The organism is Streptomyces sp. Edi2 (genome assembly GCF_040253635.1).
Classification (GTDB): domain Bacteria; phylum Actinomycetota; class Actinomycetes; order Streptomycetales; family Streptomycetaceae; genus Streptomyces.
The window spans coordinates 3,496,378-3,512,546 of sequence record NZ_JBEJGX010000003.1 but is presented as its reverse complement, the minus strand read 5'-3'; the positions used below and the strand labels follow the sequence as shown (position 1 = coordinate 3,512,546).

At 73.5% G+C, this 16,169-nt stretch carries 14 protein-coding genes and 1 pseudogene; 8 read left to right on the top strand and 7 right to left on the bottom strand.

What is annotated here, in order from left to right:
* Positions 1-6: 6 nt before the first annotated feature.
* Together ABR737_RS18725 and ABR737_RS18720 are read right to left on the bottom strand one after the other, a co-directional pair.
* Complete coding sequence (locus ABR737_RS18725) at positions 7-681, bottom strand: ABC transporter permease (RefSeq protein ID WP_350251305.1); 675 nt, start codon at positions 679-681, stop codon at positions 7-9.
* Entirely contained in the window at positions 678-1,979 is a 1,302-nt protein-coding gene (locus tag ABR737_RS18720; RefSeq protein ID WP_350251304.1) for an ABC transporter ATP-binding protein, read from the bottom strand. Before ABR737_RS18720 ends, ABR737_RS18725 begins: the two co-directional genes overlap by 4 nt.
* Positions 1,980-2,163: 184 nt before the next feature.
* Here ABR737_RS18720 and ABR737_RS18715 point away from each other — a divergent pair, with 184 nt between their 5' ends.
* The 4 genes and pseudogenes from ABR737_RS18715 to ABR737_RS18700 form a co-directional block, all read left to right on the top strand.
* Positions 2,164-3,648, top strand: a complete 1,485-nt coding sequence (locus tag ABR737_RS18715) for an aromatic amino acid ammonia-lyase (protein WP_350251303.1) — start codon at positions 2,164-2,166, stop codon at positions 3,646-3,648.
* A gap of 184 nt (positions 3,649-3,832) precedes the next feature.
* Positions 3,833-4,933, top strand: coding sequence for a MurR/RpiR family transcriptional regulator (locus ABR737_RS18710; RefSeq protein WP_502964343.1), 1,101 nt, complete (start codon positions 3,833-3,835; stop codon positions 4,931-4,933).
* 75 nt (positions 4,934-5,008) lie between these two features.
* Positions 5,009-5,263: a hypothetical protein gene (locus tag ABR737_RS18705; protein WP_350251302.1), complete on the top strand. Its 255-nt coding sequence runs from the start codon at positions 5,009-5,011 to the stop codon at positions 5,261-5,263.
* 51 nt (positions 5,264-5,314) lie between these two features.
* Positions 5,315-5,698, top strand: a pseudogene (locus tag ABR737_RS18700) (hypothetical protein); the annotation flags it as partial.
* A 135-nt stretch (positions 5,699-5,833) separates the two neighbouring features.
* Here ABR737_RS18700 and ABR737_RS18695 read toward each other — a convergent pair.
* The 5 genes from ABR737_RS18695 to ABR737_RS18675 all read right to left on the bottom strand — a co-directional run bounded on the left by ABR737_RS18695 (position 5,834) and on the right by ABR737_RS18675 (position 10,423).
* Positions 5,834-7,168, bottom strand: coding sequence for a type III PLP-dependent enzyme domain-containing protein (locus ABR737_RS18695; protein ID WP_350251301.1), 1,335 nt, complete (start codon positions 7,166-7,168; stop codon positions 5,834-5,836).
* A gap of 285 nt (positions 7,169-7,453) precedes the next feature.
* Positions 7,454-8,410, bottom strand: a complete 957-nt coding sequence (locus ABR737_RS18690; protein ID WP_502964342.1) for an ABC transporter permease — start codon at positions 8,408-8,410, stop codon at positions 7,454-7,456.
* An 11-nt stretch (positions 8,411-8,421) separates the two neighbouring features.
* Positions 8,422-9,387: an ABC transporter ATP-binding protein gene (locus ABR737_RS18685; RefSeq protein WP_350256836.1), complete on the bottom strand. Its 966-nt coding sequence runs from the start codon at positions 9,385-9,387 to the stop codon at positions 8,422-8,424.
* Between the two features lie 131 nt (positions 9,388-9,518).
* Complete coding sequence (locus ABR737_RS18680; RefSeq protein ID WP_350251300.1) at positions 9,519-9,920, bottom strand: transcriptional regulator; 402 nt, start codon at positions 9,918-9,920, stop codon at positions 9,519-9,521.
* Positions 9,917-10,423 carry a hypothetical protein gene (locus ABR737_RS18675; RefSeq protein ID WP_350251299.1) on the bottom strand — a complete coding sequence of 169 codons (507 nt, stop codon included), beginning with the start codon at positions 10,421-10,423 and terminating at the stop codon, positions 9,917-9,919. The genes ABR737_RS18680 and ABR737_RS18675 overlap by 4 nt, the downstream gene beginning before the upstream one ends.
* Before the next feature lie 219 nt (positions 10,424-10,642).
* Between ABR737_RS18675 and hutU the strand changes: the two genes are divergently transcribed.
* Genes hutU through hutI form a run of 4 tightly spaced genes read left to right on the top strand, consistent with a single transcriptional unit; the run spans position 10,643 to position 16,096 of the window.
* Complete coding sequence (hutU, locus tag ABR737_RS18670; protein ID WP_350251298.1) at positions 10,643-12,313, top strand: urocanate hydratase; 1,671 nt, start codon at positions 10,643-10,645, stop codon at positions 12,311-12,313.
* Positions 12,310-13,548 (top strand): allantoate amidohydrolase, encoded by a 1,239-nt coding sequence (locus ABR737_RS18665; protein WP_502964341.1) that lies wholly within the window; start codon positions 12,310-12,312, stop codon positions 13,546-13,548. The genes hutU and ABR737_RS18665 overlap by 4 nt, the downstream gene beginning before the upstream one ends.
* Entirely contained in the window at positions 13,539-14,894 is a 1,356-nt protein-coding gene (locus ABR737_RS18660; RefSeq protein ID WP_350251297.1) for a formimidoylglutamate deiminase, read from the top strand. Before ABR737_RS18665 ends, ABR737_RS18660 begins: the two co-directional genes overlap by 10 nt.
* Positions 14,895-14,911: 17 nt before the next feature.
* A complete protein-coding gene (gene hutI, locus ABR737_RS18655) occupies positions 14,912-16,096 on the top strand; it encodes an imidazolonepropionase (protein WP_350251296.1) in 1,185 nt (394 codons plus the stop codon).
* Positions 16,097-16,169 lie beyond the last annotated feature (73 nt).

The following is a 16,169-nucleotide window of genomic DNA, read 5'->3' as shown; positions in this document are numbered from 1 at the left end:
GGCGCGTCACGCTGCCTTCCGCCACAGAGAGGTGCGCTGCCGGGAGGTGCCGCGCCGCCAGGGGGTGCACAGCCACTGGACGGTCACCAGCAGCGCGTCGGCGACCAGGGCGAGCAGCAGGGTCAAGGCCACACCGGCAATGACCGGCGTGGGGAAGTTGCGCTGGAAGCCGTCGGTGAAGAGCTGGCCGAGGCCGCCGTAGCCGATATAGCTCGCCACGCTGACCAGGGAGATGGACATGACGGTGGCGACCCGGACGCCCGCCATGATCACCGGGAGGGCGAGCGGCAGCTCGACGGTGAGCAGGGTGCGCAGCGGCCCGGTCCCCATCGCCGTCGACGCCTCACGGACCTTGACCGGGACCGCGTCCAGGCCCTCGACGGTGTTCCGTACGAGGACGACCAGGGTGTACGCGGTCAGACCCACGATCGCGGTGGTGCGGGTGAGGCCGGTGACCGGCAGGAGGAGGACGAAGAAGGCGAGGGAGGGGATGGTGTAGAGGATGTTGGACGCGCCCAGGATGAAGCCGCGCAGCGGCCGTATCCGGTGGGCGAGGACCGCCAGCGGCAGCGCGATCAGCAGGCCGAGGAGGACGGCGGGCACCGCGGTGGCGAGGTGGTCGGCGGTCAGGCGGGCCATCTCGTCGGCGTGGTCGGGGAACCAGCCCCACTCGATGGTCATGCGGGGCGCTCCGTGGCGGAGGGGGCCTTGGGGGGCTTGGCGTCTCCGGGGGTGTCCCCGGGGCTGTCCCCGGGCGTGTCCTCGGGGGCGGGGGGCTCGGAGCCGGGTGTCTCGGGGGCGCGCGCTTCGGAGCCGGGCGTCTCGGAGGCGGGCGTCCCGGGGGCGGTGGGCCCGGCGGCGGTGGGCCCGGCGGCCGCCGCCCGGCCCGCCTCCGCGTGGCTGCGGCCCGCCCGGTCGTGGATGGCGTCGCGGGAGGTGACGCCGGTCAGCACCCCGTCGGCGGAGACCCGGACGACGGCGGCGGCGGGGGAGGAGACCGCCTCGTTGAGCGCCGAGAGGAGGGAATCGTGGTCGCGCAGCGGCCGTACGGCCTCCAGCGGGGCCTCGCCGGCCGTCCCGCCGGCAGGCAGGGCGTCGGCGTCCAGCCACCCCAGCGGTTCCCCGCGCGGCGAGGTCACCACGCGCCAGCGGCCGCCGTCGCGGGATATCCCGCCGACCGGTTCGTCGGCGCGTATCGCCCGGCCGGGGGCGTGCGGGACGTCCGCGAGGGTGGTGAGCGAGAGCAGCTTGAGCCCGCGCTCGGCGCCCAGGAAGTCGGCGACGAAGTCATCGGCGGGCCGGGCCAGCAGCTCGGCGGGCTCGGCGCACTGGACGAGCCGGCCGCCGGTGCGGAAGACCGCGATCCGGTCGCCCAGCCGGACCGCCTCGTCGATGTCGTGGGTCACGAAGACGACGGTCTTGCGCAGCTCCTCCTGGAGCCGCAGCAGCTCGTTCTGCAGCTGGGTGCGCACGACCGGGTCGACGGCGCCGAAGGGCTCGTCCATCAGCAGCACGGGCGGGTCGGCGGCCAGCGCACGGGCGACGCCGACGCGCTGCTGCTGGCCGCCGGAGAGCTGGTGCGGATAGCGCTTGCCGGCGTCGGCGGGCAGGCCGACCAGCTCCAGCAGCTCGGCGGCGCGGGCGCGGGCCTTGCGCTTGCCCCAGCCCAGCAGCAGCGGGACCGTCGCGATGTTGTCCAGGATCGTACGGTGAGGGAAGAGACCGGACTGCTGGATGACATAGCCGATGCCGCGGCGCAGCTCGGCGGCGTCCGCCTCCAGAATGTCGCGGCCGCCGACACTGATCCTGCCGGAGGTCGGCTCGACCATGCGGTTGACCATCCGCAGGGTGGTGGTCTTACCGCAGCCCGACGAGCCGACGAGGACGGTGACCCCGCCCTCGGGGAGGTCCAGGGACAGCTCGTCCACGGCGGTGGTGCCATTCGGGTATCGCTTGCTGACTGCGTCGAACTTGATCATCCGCTGCCCCTTGCCCGGCCTGCATAGTGTCATGCAGAGTCATAGGCGCGTGAATAGAAGTCAATAGGCGGAAGGCAATCGCTTTTACCTCGCCTGCTGCTTCGGCTCACCGTACGGAAAGAGGTGTCGGACTTCCGTCCACAAAGCGCGTTATAAGAGGGAGTTGAACCCCTTGGTATCTCACATGCTGGACAACGGCCCCCCTGTCGGCCGGCGCATCACACTCGACGGCACCGGCCTGCACAGCGCCGACATCGCCGCCCTCGCGGAGCGCACCGCGCACCCCACCGCCCCCGACCCCAAGGCCTTCGCCCGCGCCGAGGAATCCTGGGAGACCGCACGCCGCCTCGCCGCCACCGGCCGGGTCTACGGGCGCAGCACCGGCGTCGGCGCCAACCGCACGGAGGACGTCGGGGCCGCGGATGCCGAGCACGGGCTGCGGCTGCTGCGCAGCCACGCCGGCGCGGTCGGCGACCCGCTGCCCGGCCGCGAGGTCCGCGCCATGCTCGCCGTGCGCGCCAACCAGCTGCTGGCGGGCGGCGCCGGCCTGAACCCCGCCGTCATCACCTCCCTCCTCGCCGCCCTGGACGCCGGCGCGCACCCCGTCGTCAACGAACACGGCGGCGTCGGCACCGGCGACCTGGCCGCGCTCGCCCAGACCGGACTCGCGCTGGCCGGCGAGCACCCCTGGCACTGCGCGTCCGGCGGCCGGGCCCCCGCCCCCATCGCCCTCGACAACAACGACGCGCTCGCCCTGATCAGCAGCAACGCCCTCACCCTCGGCCAGTCCGCGCTCGCCCTCGACGAACTGCGCCGGCTCCTGGCCGCCTCCCTCCCCGTCGCCGCCCTCTCCCTGCTCGCGGTCGGCGGCTCGTACGAGCCCTTCGCCGAGCCGGTCATGCTCGCCCGCCCGCACCCCGGCTCCGCGGCCGCCGCCACCCGGCTGCGTACCCTCTCCGGCGTCCCGCCCCGCCCGGCCCCGCCCCTCGGCCGAATCCAGGACCCGTACGGCTTCCGCTGCATCCCGCAGATCCACGGCCCGGCGCTGGACGCCGCCGACACCCTGGACGAGGTGCTGACGGTCGAGGTGAACGCCGCCGCCGAGAACCCCCTGATCAGCATCGAGGACCAGGCCGCCTACCACCACGGCAACTTCTACGCCGCCCATGCCGCGCTCGCCCTGGACGCCCTCCGGCTGGCCGTGCTGCAGACCGCCCAGCTGTCCACCGCCCGGCTCGCCGCGCTCTCCGAGCCCGACTTCACCCGGCTGCGGCCGTTCCTGGGGGATGCGGCACCGGCCAGCTCCGGCGTGATGATCCTCGAATACGCGGCCGGCGCCGCGCTCGGCGAGATGCGCGCGGTCTCCCACCCGGCCTCGCTCGGCCATGCCGTCCTCTCCCGCGGCGTCGAGGAGCAGGCGAGCTTCGCCTCCCTGGGCGCGCGCCAGAGCCTGCGCGCCGCTACGCACTACCGCCAGGTCCTCGCCTGCGAACTGGTCGCCACCGTACGGGCCTTGCGGATGCGCTCCCTGGAGCCCGACCCGGACATACCGCTCGCCGCCGCCTATGCCTTCGCCGCCGACGCCCTCGACCCGCGGATGGAGGACCGGCCGCTGACCGGTGACGTGGCGGTCGCGGCGGGGCTGCTGGACGGGCTGGCGGAGTTGTAGGGGAGTAGTGGGGCTGTACGGGAGTGGCGGGGCGGCGCGTGGAGCCAGGGTGGTGGCGTGGGGCCGGGGTGCGCTTACGGCCGGATCGCGGCGCGTAGCGCGGGCCGGAGCGGGCCAGGAATTCCGTACAGTCGGTCGACACAGGACAGGACAAGGCCCCCGACCGGGCCGGGAAGAAGAGGCGATGAGCGGGGACGGGGACAACGGCGGCGGAATCGGCGGCGGCGTCGGCGGCGCGACCGGCGACGGACCGCGGGACAGGGCCGACCGGACGCCGGAGGCGCCGGCCACGACGGACACGGGCGCGAGGACGGGCGCGGGTACGGGCTCGGGGGCGGGCGCGGGTGCGAACGCCGGGACGGACATCACCGGCAGGGACACCCCCACCGCCATGGAGGACGCCGCCCCCGGGACGGACGCCACCGGCATGGAGGCCGGCATCTCCGCCGCGGACACCGGTACGGCCGCCCGTCTCCAGAAGCTCTTCGAGGGCCACCGGCTGACTCCCACCCAGCGGCGGATCGCCCACTGCATGGTGCGCCGGGCCGCCGACGCACCCTTCCTCTCCAGCGTCGAACTGGCCGAACTGGCAGGGGTCAGCCAGCCGTCCGTCACCCGTTTCGCCGTCGCCCTCGGCTTCGACGGTTACCCGGCGCTGCGCCGCCATCTGCGCGAGGTCGCCCCTACGGACAAGCCCGGCGACACCGGCTCCTACAACGAGTACCAGCAGGCCGTCCAGGCGGAGATCGACAACCTCCGCCGGCTCGCCGCCGCCCTCGCCGACCCGGCACCGGTGGTCGAGGCCGGCCGCCTCTTCGCCGCCTCCCGGCCGCTCCCCGTCCTCGGACTGCGTGCCGCCACCGCCCAGGCCGCCGGTTTCAGCTACTTCGCCCGTAAGGTCCACCCCGACGTCCGGCTGCTGGACGAGGGCGGCACCATGCTCACCGACCGCATCGACGCCGCGGTACGGGCCGGCGCGAGCGCCCTCCTCTGCTTCGCCCTGCCCCGCCACCCCCGCGAGGTCGTCGACGCGCTGGAATACGCCCGCACCGCCGGCCTGACCGTCGTCACCGTCGCCGACAGCGCCTTCGCCCCCGTCGCCCACCACACCGACCTCCTGCTCCCGGCCCCGGTCGGCACCGGCCTGGCCTTCGACACGGCCTGCGCCCCCATGCTCCTGGGCCGCGTACTGCTGGAGGCGATGTGCGACGCCCTCCCGGACGCCCAGGCCCGGCTGGAGGAATTCGACGCGGGGGCGGCGGCCCGGGGGCTGTTCGTGGAGTAGCGGAGTACGGGTTCCCTGCCGCTGTACGGCCAGAGCCGCTGCGACGGGCTCGCGGCCGTCCGCCGCATCGAGCGGGTGCTCGAAGCGTTGCGCAAGCGCGGTGACTGCAACCCACCCGAGCACCCGCAGCGCGCTCACCGGCCGGGCTACTCCGCCGGGAAGGTGCAGTCGCACGAGAACGGTCCCACGGGGGTCAGCTTCCTCATCGAGGCCTCTCCGCTGTGCCTGGAGGGCACGATGCACCGCAGGACCACCCAGGCGGACACCTCCGGTGGTTACCCCGATTACCCCGACCACTACGGCTGCGACGTTCCATCCGGTGGCCACTGACCTGGAGCGGCCCACCGGTCAGAACCGGTCAGCCTTCGCCGGCGGGAGGGCGTCATCCTGCAGGACCGGGCGGTCACCGTCCGGGTCTGGCGGCGGGCGCACCGCTGGTGGCTGCTGTGCGCCTTCCTGGCGGCGGTTGCTTCGTCCTGTGCGCTGCCGTCGGCCGGCGGGCTGCTGATGGCGGGGGCCGCGCTCGGGCTGTGGAGCAAGGCGCTGTGGCTGGGCCGTTGGGAGCGGGCGCACGAGGCGCTGCTGTGGGTACGGACGGAAGCCGCCACGCGGGGCGGCGCGGCGGGCAAGGAGGTCCGTGAGTACGCCCTGACCGGGACGGCCGCGGGCGATGCCAGGCCCGGCGGGGCACGGCGAGGGGGAGCGCGGACCGGCGGCTCCCGGGCCGGCGGTTCCCGGGCCGGGGGAGTACGGGCCGGCCGCTGAGCGGCACGCGGCGGCGGGCACCCGCCCACGGGCCGCCGGTCGCCCCTCGCCTGCTACCGCCTCTCACCCATTACGGCTTCTCACCCATTACGCCCCCTTGCCCATTACGGCCTCTCGCTCACCGCGGCCCCTTGCCTACTGCCTCCCGAGCTCGCCCAGCGACTTCGCGTGTGCGCCACCGCTTTCCGCGGTCAGCTCCTCCAGGGTCTGCGGGGTGCGGACGGTCGCGAAGCGGACCTCGCCGTCCGCGTCCGCCGCGTAGCCGTAAATCCCGGGGCGGGGGAGGGAGTTGTAGGCGAAGTGGGTGGAGAAGTAGTAGGCGCCGGTGTCCAGGAGGGCGGCGTGGTCGCCGGCCTCCAGGCGGGGGAGCGGACGGTTCTCCGCGACCAGGTCACCCGCGAAGCAGCACGGCCCCGCGATGTCCTGGGCGACCGGAGCGCCCGTCTTGGGACGCCCCTCGGCGTCATAGGCCGCGATCCGGAGCGGCCACGCCTCGGGGACGAAGACCGTGCGGGTGGCGACCTGGGCGCCGGCGTGGGTGACGGCGATGGGGCGGCCGCCGGCCGACTTGGCGTACTCGACCCGGGCGAGGACCACGCCGTGCTTGGCCAGCAGCGAGCGACCGAACTCGGTGACGAGCCCGTAGCGCCCGGACAGCAGGCCGGGGACGGTCGCGTGCAGCAGCGCGGCGTACTCGCGGTAGGTCGGGGTGGTGGCGTCCGAGGAGAAGTTGACCGGCAGGCCGCCGCCGATGTCGAGGGTGTCGATCTGACGCCGGCCGGCCCGCTCGTTGATCTCCTCGGCGATGTCGTACAGGGCCTTGACGCCCGCCGCCATCAGCTCGAGGGGCATGCCCTGGGAGCCGACATGGCCGTGCAGCCGGGTCAGCCACGGGCGGGCGAGGAAGGCCTGTACGACCCAGTCGCGAGCGCCCTCGTCACGCAGCCCGACGCCGAACTTCGAGGTGTCCGTGGCGGTGCTCATCGCCCCGATGGTGCCGCCACCGATCTGGGGGTTGACCCGCAGACCGATGGGTGCGCTGCTCGGCGCCGAGGCCATCAGCGCGTCGATCCGGGCCAGCTCCTCGGGGTTGTCGGCGTTGACGGCGATCCCGAGAGCCAGCGCCTCGCGCAGTTCGGCGAAGGTTTTGGCCGGTGAGTCCAGGACGGTCCGGGCGATCGGCACCCCGGCGGCACGGGCCAGCGCCAGCTCGCCGGGGCTGGCCACCTCACAGCCGAGTCCTTCCTGCGCGAGCAGCCGCAATACGGGCACGAGCGAGGCGGCCTTCACCGCGAACGCATGGAGCACCGGGGTGCCCGGCGCGGTGAACTCCTCGAAGGCGGCGCGGAGTTCGGCTGCCGACCGGCGGATCCCGGCGATGTCGAGCAGCCCGGCAACGGGCTCGCCGGGGCCGACCAGCCCGCGCGCGATGGCTGACTGAATGGCACGGTCTCGCTCCGTGAAGTTCATGGGTCAACTCCATCATTGGGTGGGGGTGCGACGCCAACCGGGAGCCGCCCGGGCCGCCCGTCTCCGCCCGGGCCGCCCGTCTCGGCCTGGGTCATCCGTCTCCGCCTGGACCGTTTGTCTCCGTCTCCGCCTGGGTCATCCGCCTCGGCCCGGACCATCCGTCTCTGCCGCTGCCTGGGCCGTCCGCTTCCCGTGGACCGTCCTCCTCAGCCTGGACCGTCCTCCTTCACCCGTACCGTCCGCATCCGTCCGTATCCCTCCGGACGGTCCGGGGGCGGCTTCCGCTCAGGCCGTCCGGCTGCCGCTCCACCCCGCCTTGCGGTGGCGTTCGGAGAGGCGGGAGCCGGACTCGCGGCGGGCGGCGCGGCGCAGGAGCGGGACGGCGAGCAGGAAGCCGAGGACGGCCCAGGCGGTGAGTATCAGTGCCACGGTCGGCAGCTCCCAGGAGCCGGCCGGTTCCGCGGCGCGCGCGGCGTCCGGCAGGAGGGCCGAGCGCAGGCCCTGGGCCATCCACTTGAGCGGGAAGACCGAGGCGATCTTCTGGACCAGCACGGGCAGCGAGGTGAGCGGGAACATCGCTCCCGAGGTGATCAGCAGCCCCATCGAGGGCAGCATGATCAACGCAAGCGCCTCACGGGGGTTCGGCAGCACGGCGCCGATGGCCGCCCCCAGCGGGACGACGGCGAGCAGTCCGAGCACGCTGACCCACAGCAGTGTCAGCCACCCGCCGGGCCCGTGCGGCAGCGGCCCGTCCACCAGCACCGCGGCGGCTCCCAGCAGGACGGCCAGGATCCCGAACGCCATGGCGACCACCAGCACGGACTTGGCGACGAGATAGGCGGGTATGCCGCCGGGGGTGGCGCGCAGCCGCAGCAGAGCGCCTTCCTCGCGCTCGGTCACCAGGATCTGCGGGAGATTGACCAGCCCGATCTGGAACAGCAGGTAGGCGGCGAAGCCCGCGAGCGTCAGATGGGCCATCGGGACACGGGTGCCGGGGACCTGGTCGCCGATATAGCCGGCGAGCAGCAGCGCGACGACGACGTTGACCAGATGGCCGCCCATCTCCTTGGGGTTGCGGACGAGGTGGCGGAGCTCGATGCCGCCGCGCAGGAGACCGGCGCGCCAGTAGCGGCGGCGCCGCGATCCCGCCCCCGTGGTGGCGCCGGCTGTGGCCGCACGTCCCGCCGTGCCGTCCCCCCGGGCACTGCCCGTCACCACGCCTGCTTCTGTCGAAGTCGTCACTCCGGTCCCCCTCATGCTTCCTTCTCCCCGTCCGAGGCGTCTGCGTCCGAGGCGTCTGTGCCGGAGGCCTCCGGGGCCCCGGCTCCGCCCGCACCACTGGTCCGTGCCCCTGTCCCGTCCTCTGGCCCCGCCCCGGCTCCGTCCCCGCCCCCGGCTCCGTCGTCCCGGTGCACCATGTGCAGGTAGGTGTCCTCCAGCGTGGGGCGGCGGACCTCCAGGTCGGCCACCGGCCCCTGCGTGTCCCGGTGGAGCTCCCAGACCAGCCGGGAGGGGTCCTCGGTGCGTTCCCGGCGGGCCGTGCCGTCGGCCGCCGTCCAGCGGACCTCGGCCTGTGCGGCGGCCCGACGGGCCAGTTCCGCCGGGGTGCCGCCGGCCTGGATCCGGCCGCTGACCAGCACGGCTATCCGGTCGGCCAGCCGCTCGGCCTCGGCCAGATCGTGGGTGGTGAGCAGGACCGTGACGCCCTCGTCGCGGGCGAGCCGTTCGACCAGGTCGTGGAAGCCGCGCCGGGCCTCGGGGTCGAAGCCGGTGGTCGGCTCGTCCAGGAAGAGGAGTTCCGGGCGGCCGACGATCGCCAGTGCCACGTCGAGCCGCCGGCGCTGTCCGCCGGAGAGCCGGTCGACCTGCTGCCCGGCCTGCTCGGTGAGGCCGACCAGGGCCAGCAGCTCCGTGGGGTCGCGGGGAGCGGGGTAGTACAGGGCGAAGTGCCTCAGCAGCTCGGCCACCTGCCAGCGGCGGTGGTCGCGCCAGGACTGCAGGACCAGGCCGATCCGGGCCCGCCAGGCGTCGTCGCCGCGCGCCGGGTCCGTCCCCAGGACGGTGACCTCCCCGGCGGAGCGCTGCCGGAAGCCCTCCAGGATCTCGACGGTGGTGGTCTTCCCCGCACCGTTGGGGCCGAGCAGCGCGAAGATCTCGCCGCGGTGGATGTCCAGGTCGATGCCGTGCAGGACGTGTGTGCCGCCGTACGACATCCTCATGTCGCGTACCCGGATGACGGGCCGGCCGGCGGCTCCGGCCGGGCCCGCGGCGGCCGGAGCGGCCGTCGACGGGGCGACGGCCGGCTCCACAGCGGTCGTGCGCGGGGCGACGGTCGGCTGTTCGGTGGTCGTCATCGGCCCGCCTCCGCGCGCTGTTGCTGTTGCCCTGCCCCTGAGGCCGCCGCCGCGGTCTCCGCCGACGCCGCGGACTCCGTCGCCGGTGCGGGCGACGCCGCGGGTCCCGCGCCCTCGACGATGGCCCGTAGCGCGGCCACATGCCCCTCGAAGGCGGTCCGGCCGCGGTGCGTCAGCCGTACCTTGGTGCGCCGCTTACGGCCGCCGCCTTCCTTGCGGATCTCCAGATACTCCGCCTCCTCCAGAGTGTGCAGCTGCTTGGAGAGCGCGGAGTCGCTGAGCGAGAGGCTGTCGCGGATGAAGGGAAAATCGGCCCACTCCGTGGCGGCGAGCAGGGCCACCACGGACAGCCGGGTGGAGGGGTGGATCAGTTCGTCGAAGCCGCTCGGGGTGCTCATCGGCCTGCTTCCTTCCGGAGGGTTCTCGTGCCGCTCTCGCGCAGTGGGCTGACCGCCCAGCGGTTCGCCGGCCCGATGAAGAGGACGAAGACGCCCGCCGAGACGGTGGCCTGGATCAGGCTGCCGTAGGGCAGTGCCAGCCAGTCGACCAGCCGGCCGGAGCCGAGGATCGTCACCAAGGTCACCGTCATGCCCGCGAAGAAGATGGCGAACGACCGCCAGCTGTGGCGCGAGCGGTGCAGTCGCATCCGAGTCCTGCGGTTGTAGATCACGCCCAGCGAGCCGAGCAGGGCGACATAGGCCGCGAGCACCAGCCAGAACGCCCACTCGGGCAGATCGAGGCCCGAGACGGCGATGAACACCCACATGACGCCGGCCGTGGTGTACGCCGACCCCGCGTCGTTCTGAGCGGTTCGCTCGATCTCGTCGTACACCCGCTCCTGCGGTACCCGGATGCGCTGCAGATCCTTCCAGGCCTGTTCCGCATCCACTGATGTGCTCATGGCCATCGCCTCCCCAAGGCGTTCCAGGCATTCCCCGTTGACTTGCCTACTGGGAAAGTTAGCGCAGACTTTCCCGGTAGGCAAGTAAAAAATGCCGGGCGGGTTGGCCGGTTCACGCGGCTCGCGGCCGGCGGTCCACCGTGCCCTGTTGACTAGTGCTATTCAGCGACCTCAATATGTGAATAGCTCAATCCAATCGACGTCAGGGAGGCACGGCCCATGTCGGGACCGCGACCCGTGCGGGCACCGCGCGGTACGGAGCTGAGTGCTCGGGGATGGCAGCAGGAAGCCGCGCTGCGCATGCTGCAGAACAACCTCGATCCGGAGGTGGCCGAACACCCGGACCAGCTCGTCGTCTACGGCGGCACGGGCAAGGCCGCACGTGACTGGCGCTCCTTCGACGCCATGGTGCGCACGCTCACCACGCTGAAGCAGGACGAGACGATGCTCGTCCAGTCCGGCAGGCCGGTCGGCGTGATGCAGACGCACGAGTGGGCACCGCGGGTGCTCATCGCCAACTCCAACCTCGTCGGCGACTGGGCCAACTGGGAGGAGTTCCGCCGCCTGGAAGCCCTCGGGCTGACCATGTACGGCCAGATGACCGCCGGTTCGTGGATCTACATCGGCACCCAGGGCATCCTCCAGGGCACCTATGAGACCTTCGCGGCCGTCGCGGCCAAGAAGTTCGGCGGCACCCTGGCCGGGACGATCACGCTCACCGCCGGCCTCGGCGGCATGGGCGGCGCCCAGCCGCTCGCCGTCACCATGAACGACGGCGTCGCGATCTGTATCGACTGCGACCCCCGCGCCATCGAGCGCCGCATCGAACACCGCTACCTGGACGTGAAGGCGGACAGCCTCCAGCACGCCCTCCAGCTCGCCGTCGAGGCCCGTGACCAGCGCAAGCCGCTCTCCATCGGCCTGCTCGGCAACGCCGCCGACCTGCTGCCGCAGATGCTCGCCGAGGGCGCGCCGATCGACATCGTCACCGACCAGACCAGCGCCCACGACCCGCTGGCCTACCTGCCGTCCGGCATCGACTTCGACGACATGGCCGCCTACGCCGCCGAGAAGCCCGCCGACTTCACCCAGCGGGCCCGCGAGTCGATGGCCCGGCACGTCGAGGCCATGGTCGGCTTCATGGACGCCGGCGCCGAGGTCTTCGACTACGGCAACTCGATCCGCGGCGAGGCCCAGCTCGCCGGATACGAGCGGGCCTTCGCCTTCCCCGGCTTCGTCCCCGCCTATATCCGGCCACTGTTCGCCGAGGGCAAGGGGCCGTTCCGCTGGGCCGCGCTGTCCGGTGATGCCCGCGACATCGCCGCGACCGACAAGGCGATCCTGGACCTCTTCCCGGAGAACGAGTCGCTGGCCCGCTGGATCAAGCTGGCCGGCGAGCGGGTGCACTTCCAGGGCCTGCCCGCCCGGATCTGCTGGCTCGGCTACGGAGAGCGCGACAAGGCCGGCGAGCGGTTCAACGAGATGGTCGCCGACGGGACGCTCAAGGCCCCGCTGGCCATCGGCCGCGACCACCTCGACTGCGGCTCCGTCGCCTCGCCCTACCGCGAGACCGAGGCCATGAAGGACGGCTCGGACGCGATCGCCGACTGGCCGCTGCTCAACGCCATGGTCAATGTCGCCTCCGGTGCCTCCTGGGTCTCGCTGCACCACGGCGGCGGCGTCGGCATGGGCCGCTCGATCCACGCCGGACAGGTCACCGTCGCCGACGGCACCGCACTGGCCGGCGAGAAGATCCGCAGGGTGCTCACCAACGACCCCGGCATGGGCGTCATCCGGCATGTCGACGCGGGCTACGAGCGCGCCGACGAGGTGGCCGCCGAGCGCGGCGTCCGCATCCCGATGCGCGAGGGCGAAGGCGGGGGCGCGTGACCGCCTCGTTCCACGAGATGTGGGAGGAGCTGCGGCCCCTGGGCCGCCACTCCTCCTCCGGGGGCTACCGCCGCTACGCCTGGACCGGCGCCGACGCCGACTGCCGGGCGTGGTTCCGGGCCCAGGCCGAGACCCGTGGACTCACTTACGAACTGGACCGCAACGGCAACCAGTGGGCCTGGCTCGGCGCCACCGGCTACCGGGACGCGGACCCGGGCGACGCCGTCGTCACCGGCTCGCACCTGGACTCGGTGCCCGACGGCGGCGCCTTCGACGGCCCGCTGGGCGTCGTCTCCTCCTTCGCCGCGCTCGATGAACTCCGCCGGAGAGGAGCGGAGTTCGACAAGCCCCTGGCGATCGTCAACTTCGGCGACGAGGAAGGCGCCCGCTTCGGCCTGGCCTGCGCCGGCTCCCGGCTCGCGACCGGGGCGCTGACCCCCGAGGCCGCGCACCGGCTGCGCGACGGCGAGGGCATCACCCTCCCGCAGGCCATGGAACGCGCCGGATACGACCCGGAGGCCATCGGCCCTGACCCCGAACGGCTCGCCCGGATCGGTGCGTTCGTCGAACTCCACGTCGAACAGGGCCGGGCCCTGGACCTGTCCGGTGACCCGGTCGGCATCGCCTCCGCCATCTGGCCGCACGGCCGCTGGCGGTTCGACTTCCACGGGGAGGCCAACCACGCCGGCACCACCCGCCTGGAGGACCGCCGGGACCCGATGCTCAGCTATGCCGCGACCGTGCTCGCCGCCCGCGAGCAGGCCCGGCTGGCCGGCGCCGTGGCCACCTTCGGGAAGATCAGCGTGGAGCCGAACGGCGTCAACGCCATCCCCTCGCTGGTCCGCGGCTGGCTGGACTCCCGCGCCCCCGACCAGGACACCCTGGACACCGTGATCACCGGGATCGAGCAGGCCGCCGCCGAGCGCGCCACCCGCGACGGGGTGGAACTGGCCGTCGTCCGCGAATCCTTCACCCCCGTCGTGGAGTTCCAGCACGCCCTGCGGGACGAGCTGAGCGCGATCCTCGGCAAGTCGGGGGAGCGGACCGTGCCCGTCCTGGGCACCGGCGCCGGGCACGACGCGGGTATTTTGTCCGGAACGGTGCCCACTGCGATGCTGTTCGTCCGCAACCCCACCGGGGTGTCGCACTCGCCCGCCGAGGCCGCGGACGAGGACGACTGCGCCGCCGGGGTCACCGCACTCGCCGACGTACTGGAGGGGCTGGCGTGCCGCTGACGACGCAGGCAACACCGACGACGTACTGGCTCGAACACGCCTGGCTCGGCACCCACGCCGAGCCGGGCGTGACGGTGGACACCGCGGACGGCCGGATCACCGCCGTTCGCACCGGTACGGACACCCCGCCGCCCGGGTCCACCACGCTGCGCGGCCTGACCCTCCCCGGCCTCGCCAACGCCCACTCGCACGCCTTCCACCGCGCCCTGCGCGGCATCGTCCAGGTCGGTACCGGCACCTTCTGGACCTGGCGCGAGGTGATGTACAGCGTCGCCGACCGGCTCACCCCCGACACCTACTACGCCCTGGCCCGCGCCGCCTACGCCGAGATGGCGCTGGCCGGCATCACCTCCGTCGGCGAATTCCACTACCTCCACCACGCGCCGGGCGGCACCCGCTACGACGACCCCAACGCGATGGGCGAGGCGCTGATCACCGCCGCCGCCGACGCCGGTATCCGGATCACCCTCCTGGACACCGCCTATCTCTCGGCCGGCTTCGGCGCCCCGCCCGACCACCACCAACTGCGGTTCTGCGACGGCACCGCCGAGCGCTGGGCCGAGCGCGCCGACGCGCTCAAGGAGCGCGCACACGCCCGTATCGGCGCCGCCATCCACTCCGTACGCGCCGTCCCCGCCGGGCAGCTCGGCACGGTCGCGGACTGGGCCCGCGAACGGCAGGCCCCGCTGCACGTCCACCTCTCGGAGCAGACCGCAGAGAACGACGCCTGCCGCGAGGCCCACGGCTGCACCCCCACCCGGCTGCTGGCCGACCACGGCGTGCTGGGCAGCCGCACCACCGCCGTACACGCCACCCACCTCACCACCGAGGACATCGAGCTGCTCGGCGACTCCCGCACGGGCGTGTGCATGTGTCCCACCACCGAACGCGACCTGGCCGACGGCATCGGCCCGGCCGCCCGGCTCCAGGGCCGCGGCAGCCCGCTGTCCCTCGGCAGCGACAGCCACGCCGTCATCGACCTGCTCGAAGAGGCCCGCGCCATGGAGCTCGACGAACGGCTGCGCACCCGCACCCGCGGGCACTGGACGGCCGCCGCCCTGCTGCGCGCCGCGAGCGCCGACGGTCATGCCGCCCTGGGCTGGGGCGACGCCGGCGCACTGGAGGCCGGTGCGCTCGCCGACCTCACCACGATCGCACTGGACTCCGTACGCACTGCCGGGCCACCGCCCCGGCTGGCCGCCGAAGCGGCCGTATTCGCCGCCTCCGCTGCGGACGTACGGCACACCATCGTCGGCGGCCGGCAGATCGTCCGGGACGGTGTGCACACTCTTGTCCCCGACGTACCCACCGCCCTCGCAGAGTCCATCGCCGCGGTACGCGGCTGAAGGAGAACACCCCCGCGATGACGACGACCTCCACGCCGACCACCACCGCCATCACCCACATCTCCCAGCTCGTCACCAACGACCCCTCCCTCGGCGAAGGCCCCCTCGGCCTGATCCAGGACGCCACGGTCGTCATCGACGGCGACCGCATCGCCTGGGTCGGTGCTTCCAGCAAAGCACCCGCCACTGACAACGCCGTCGACGCGGACGGCCGGGCGGGCATCCCCGGCTTCGTCGACTCCCACTCCCACCTGGTCTTCGCCGGCGACCGCACCGCGGAGTTCAACGCCCGGATGTCCGGCCGCCCGTACTCCGCCGGCGGCATCCGCACCACGGTCGCCGCCACTCGCGCCGCCACCGACGAGGCGCTGCACGCCAACGTCGCCCGCTACCTCGCCGAGGCGCTGCGCCAGGGCACCACCACCCAGGAGACCAAGTCCGGCTACGGGCTCACCGTCGAGGACGAGGCCCGCGCGCTGCGCATCGCCGCCGAACACACCGACGAGGTCACCTTCCTCGGGGCGCACATCGTCTCCCCCGACTACGCCGACGACCCGGCCGGCTACGTCGACCTGGTGACCGGCCCGATGCTGGACGCCTGCGCCCCGCACGCCCGTTGGGTCGACGTCTTCTGCGAGCAGGGCGCCTTCGACGGCGACCAGGCCCGCGCCGTGCTCACCGCGGGCAAGGCCAGGGGCCTGGTGCCACGGGTGCACGCCAACCAGCTCGGCCACGGCCCCGGCGTCCAGCTCGCCGTCGAACTCGGCGCCGCCTCCGCCGACCACTGCACCCACCTCAGCCCGGCCGACATCGACGCCCTCGCGCAGTCCGACACCGTCGCCACCCTCCTGCCGGGCGCCGAGTTCTCCACCCGCGCCCGCTGGCCCGACGCCCGCCCGCTGCTCGACGCCGGCGCCACCGTCGCCCTGTCCACCGACTGCAACCCGGGCTCGTCCTTCACCAGTTCCATGCCGTTCTGCATCGCGCTGGCGGTCCGCGACATGGGGATGACGCCCGACGAGGCGGTGTGGTCGGCGACCGCGGGCGGCGCCCGTGCGCTGCGCCGTACGGACGTCGGACGGATCGCGCCCGGCGCCCGCGCCGACCTCGCCCTCCTGGACGCGCCCTCGCACGTCCACCTCGCCTACCGGCCGGGCGTCCCGCTCGTTTCGGCCGTGTGGCACCAGGGAGTGCGCGTCTGACGCCCGCCCGGCCGCAGTGACCTCCGCGCCGGCTCACGGAGCCGGCGCGGAGGTTTGTGTCAGCGGCAGGAGC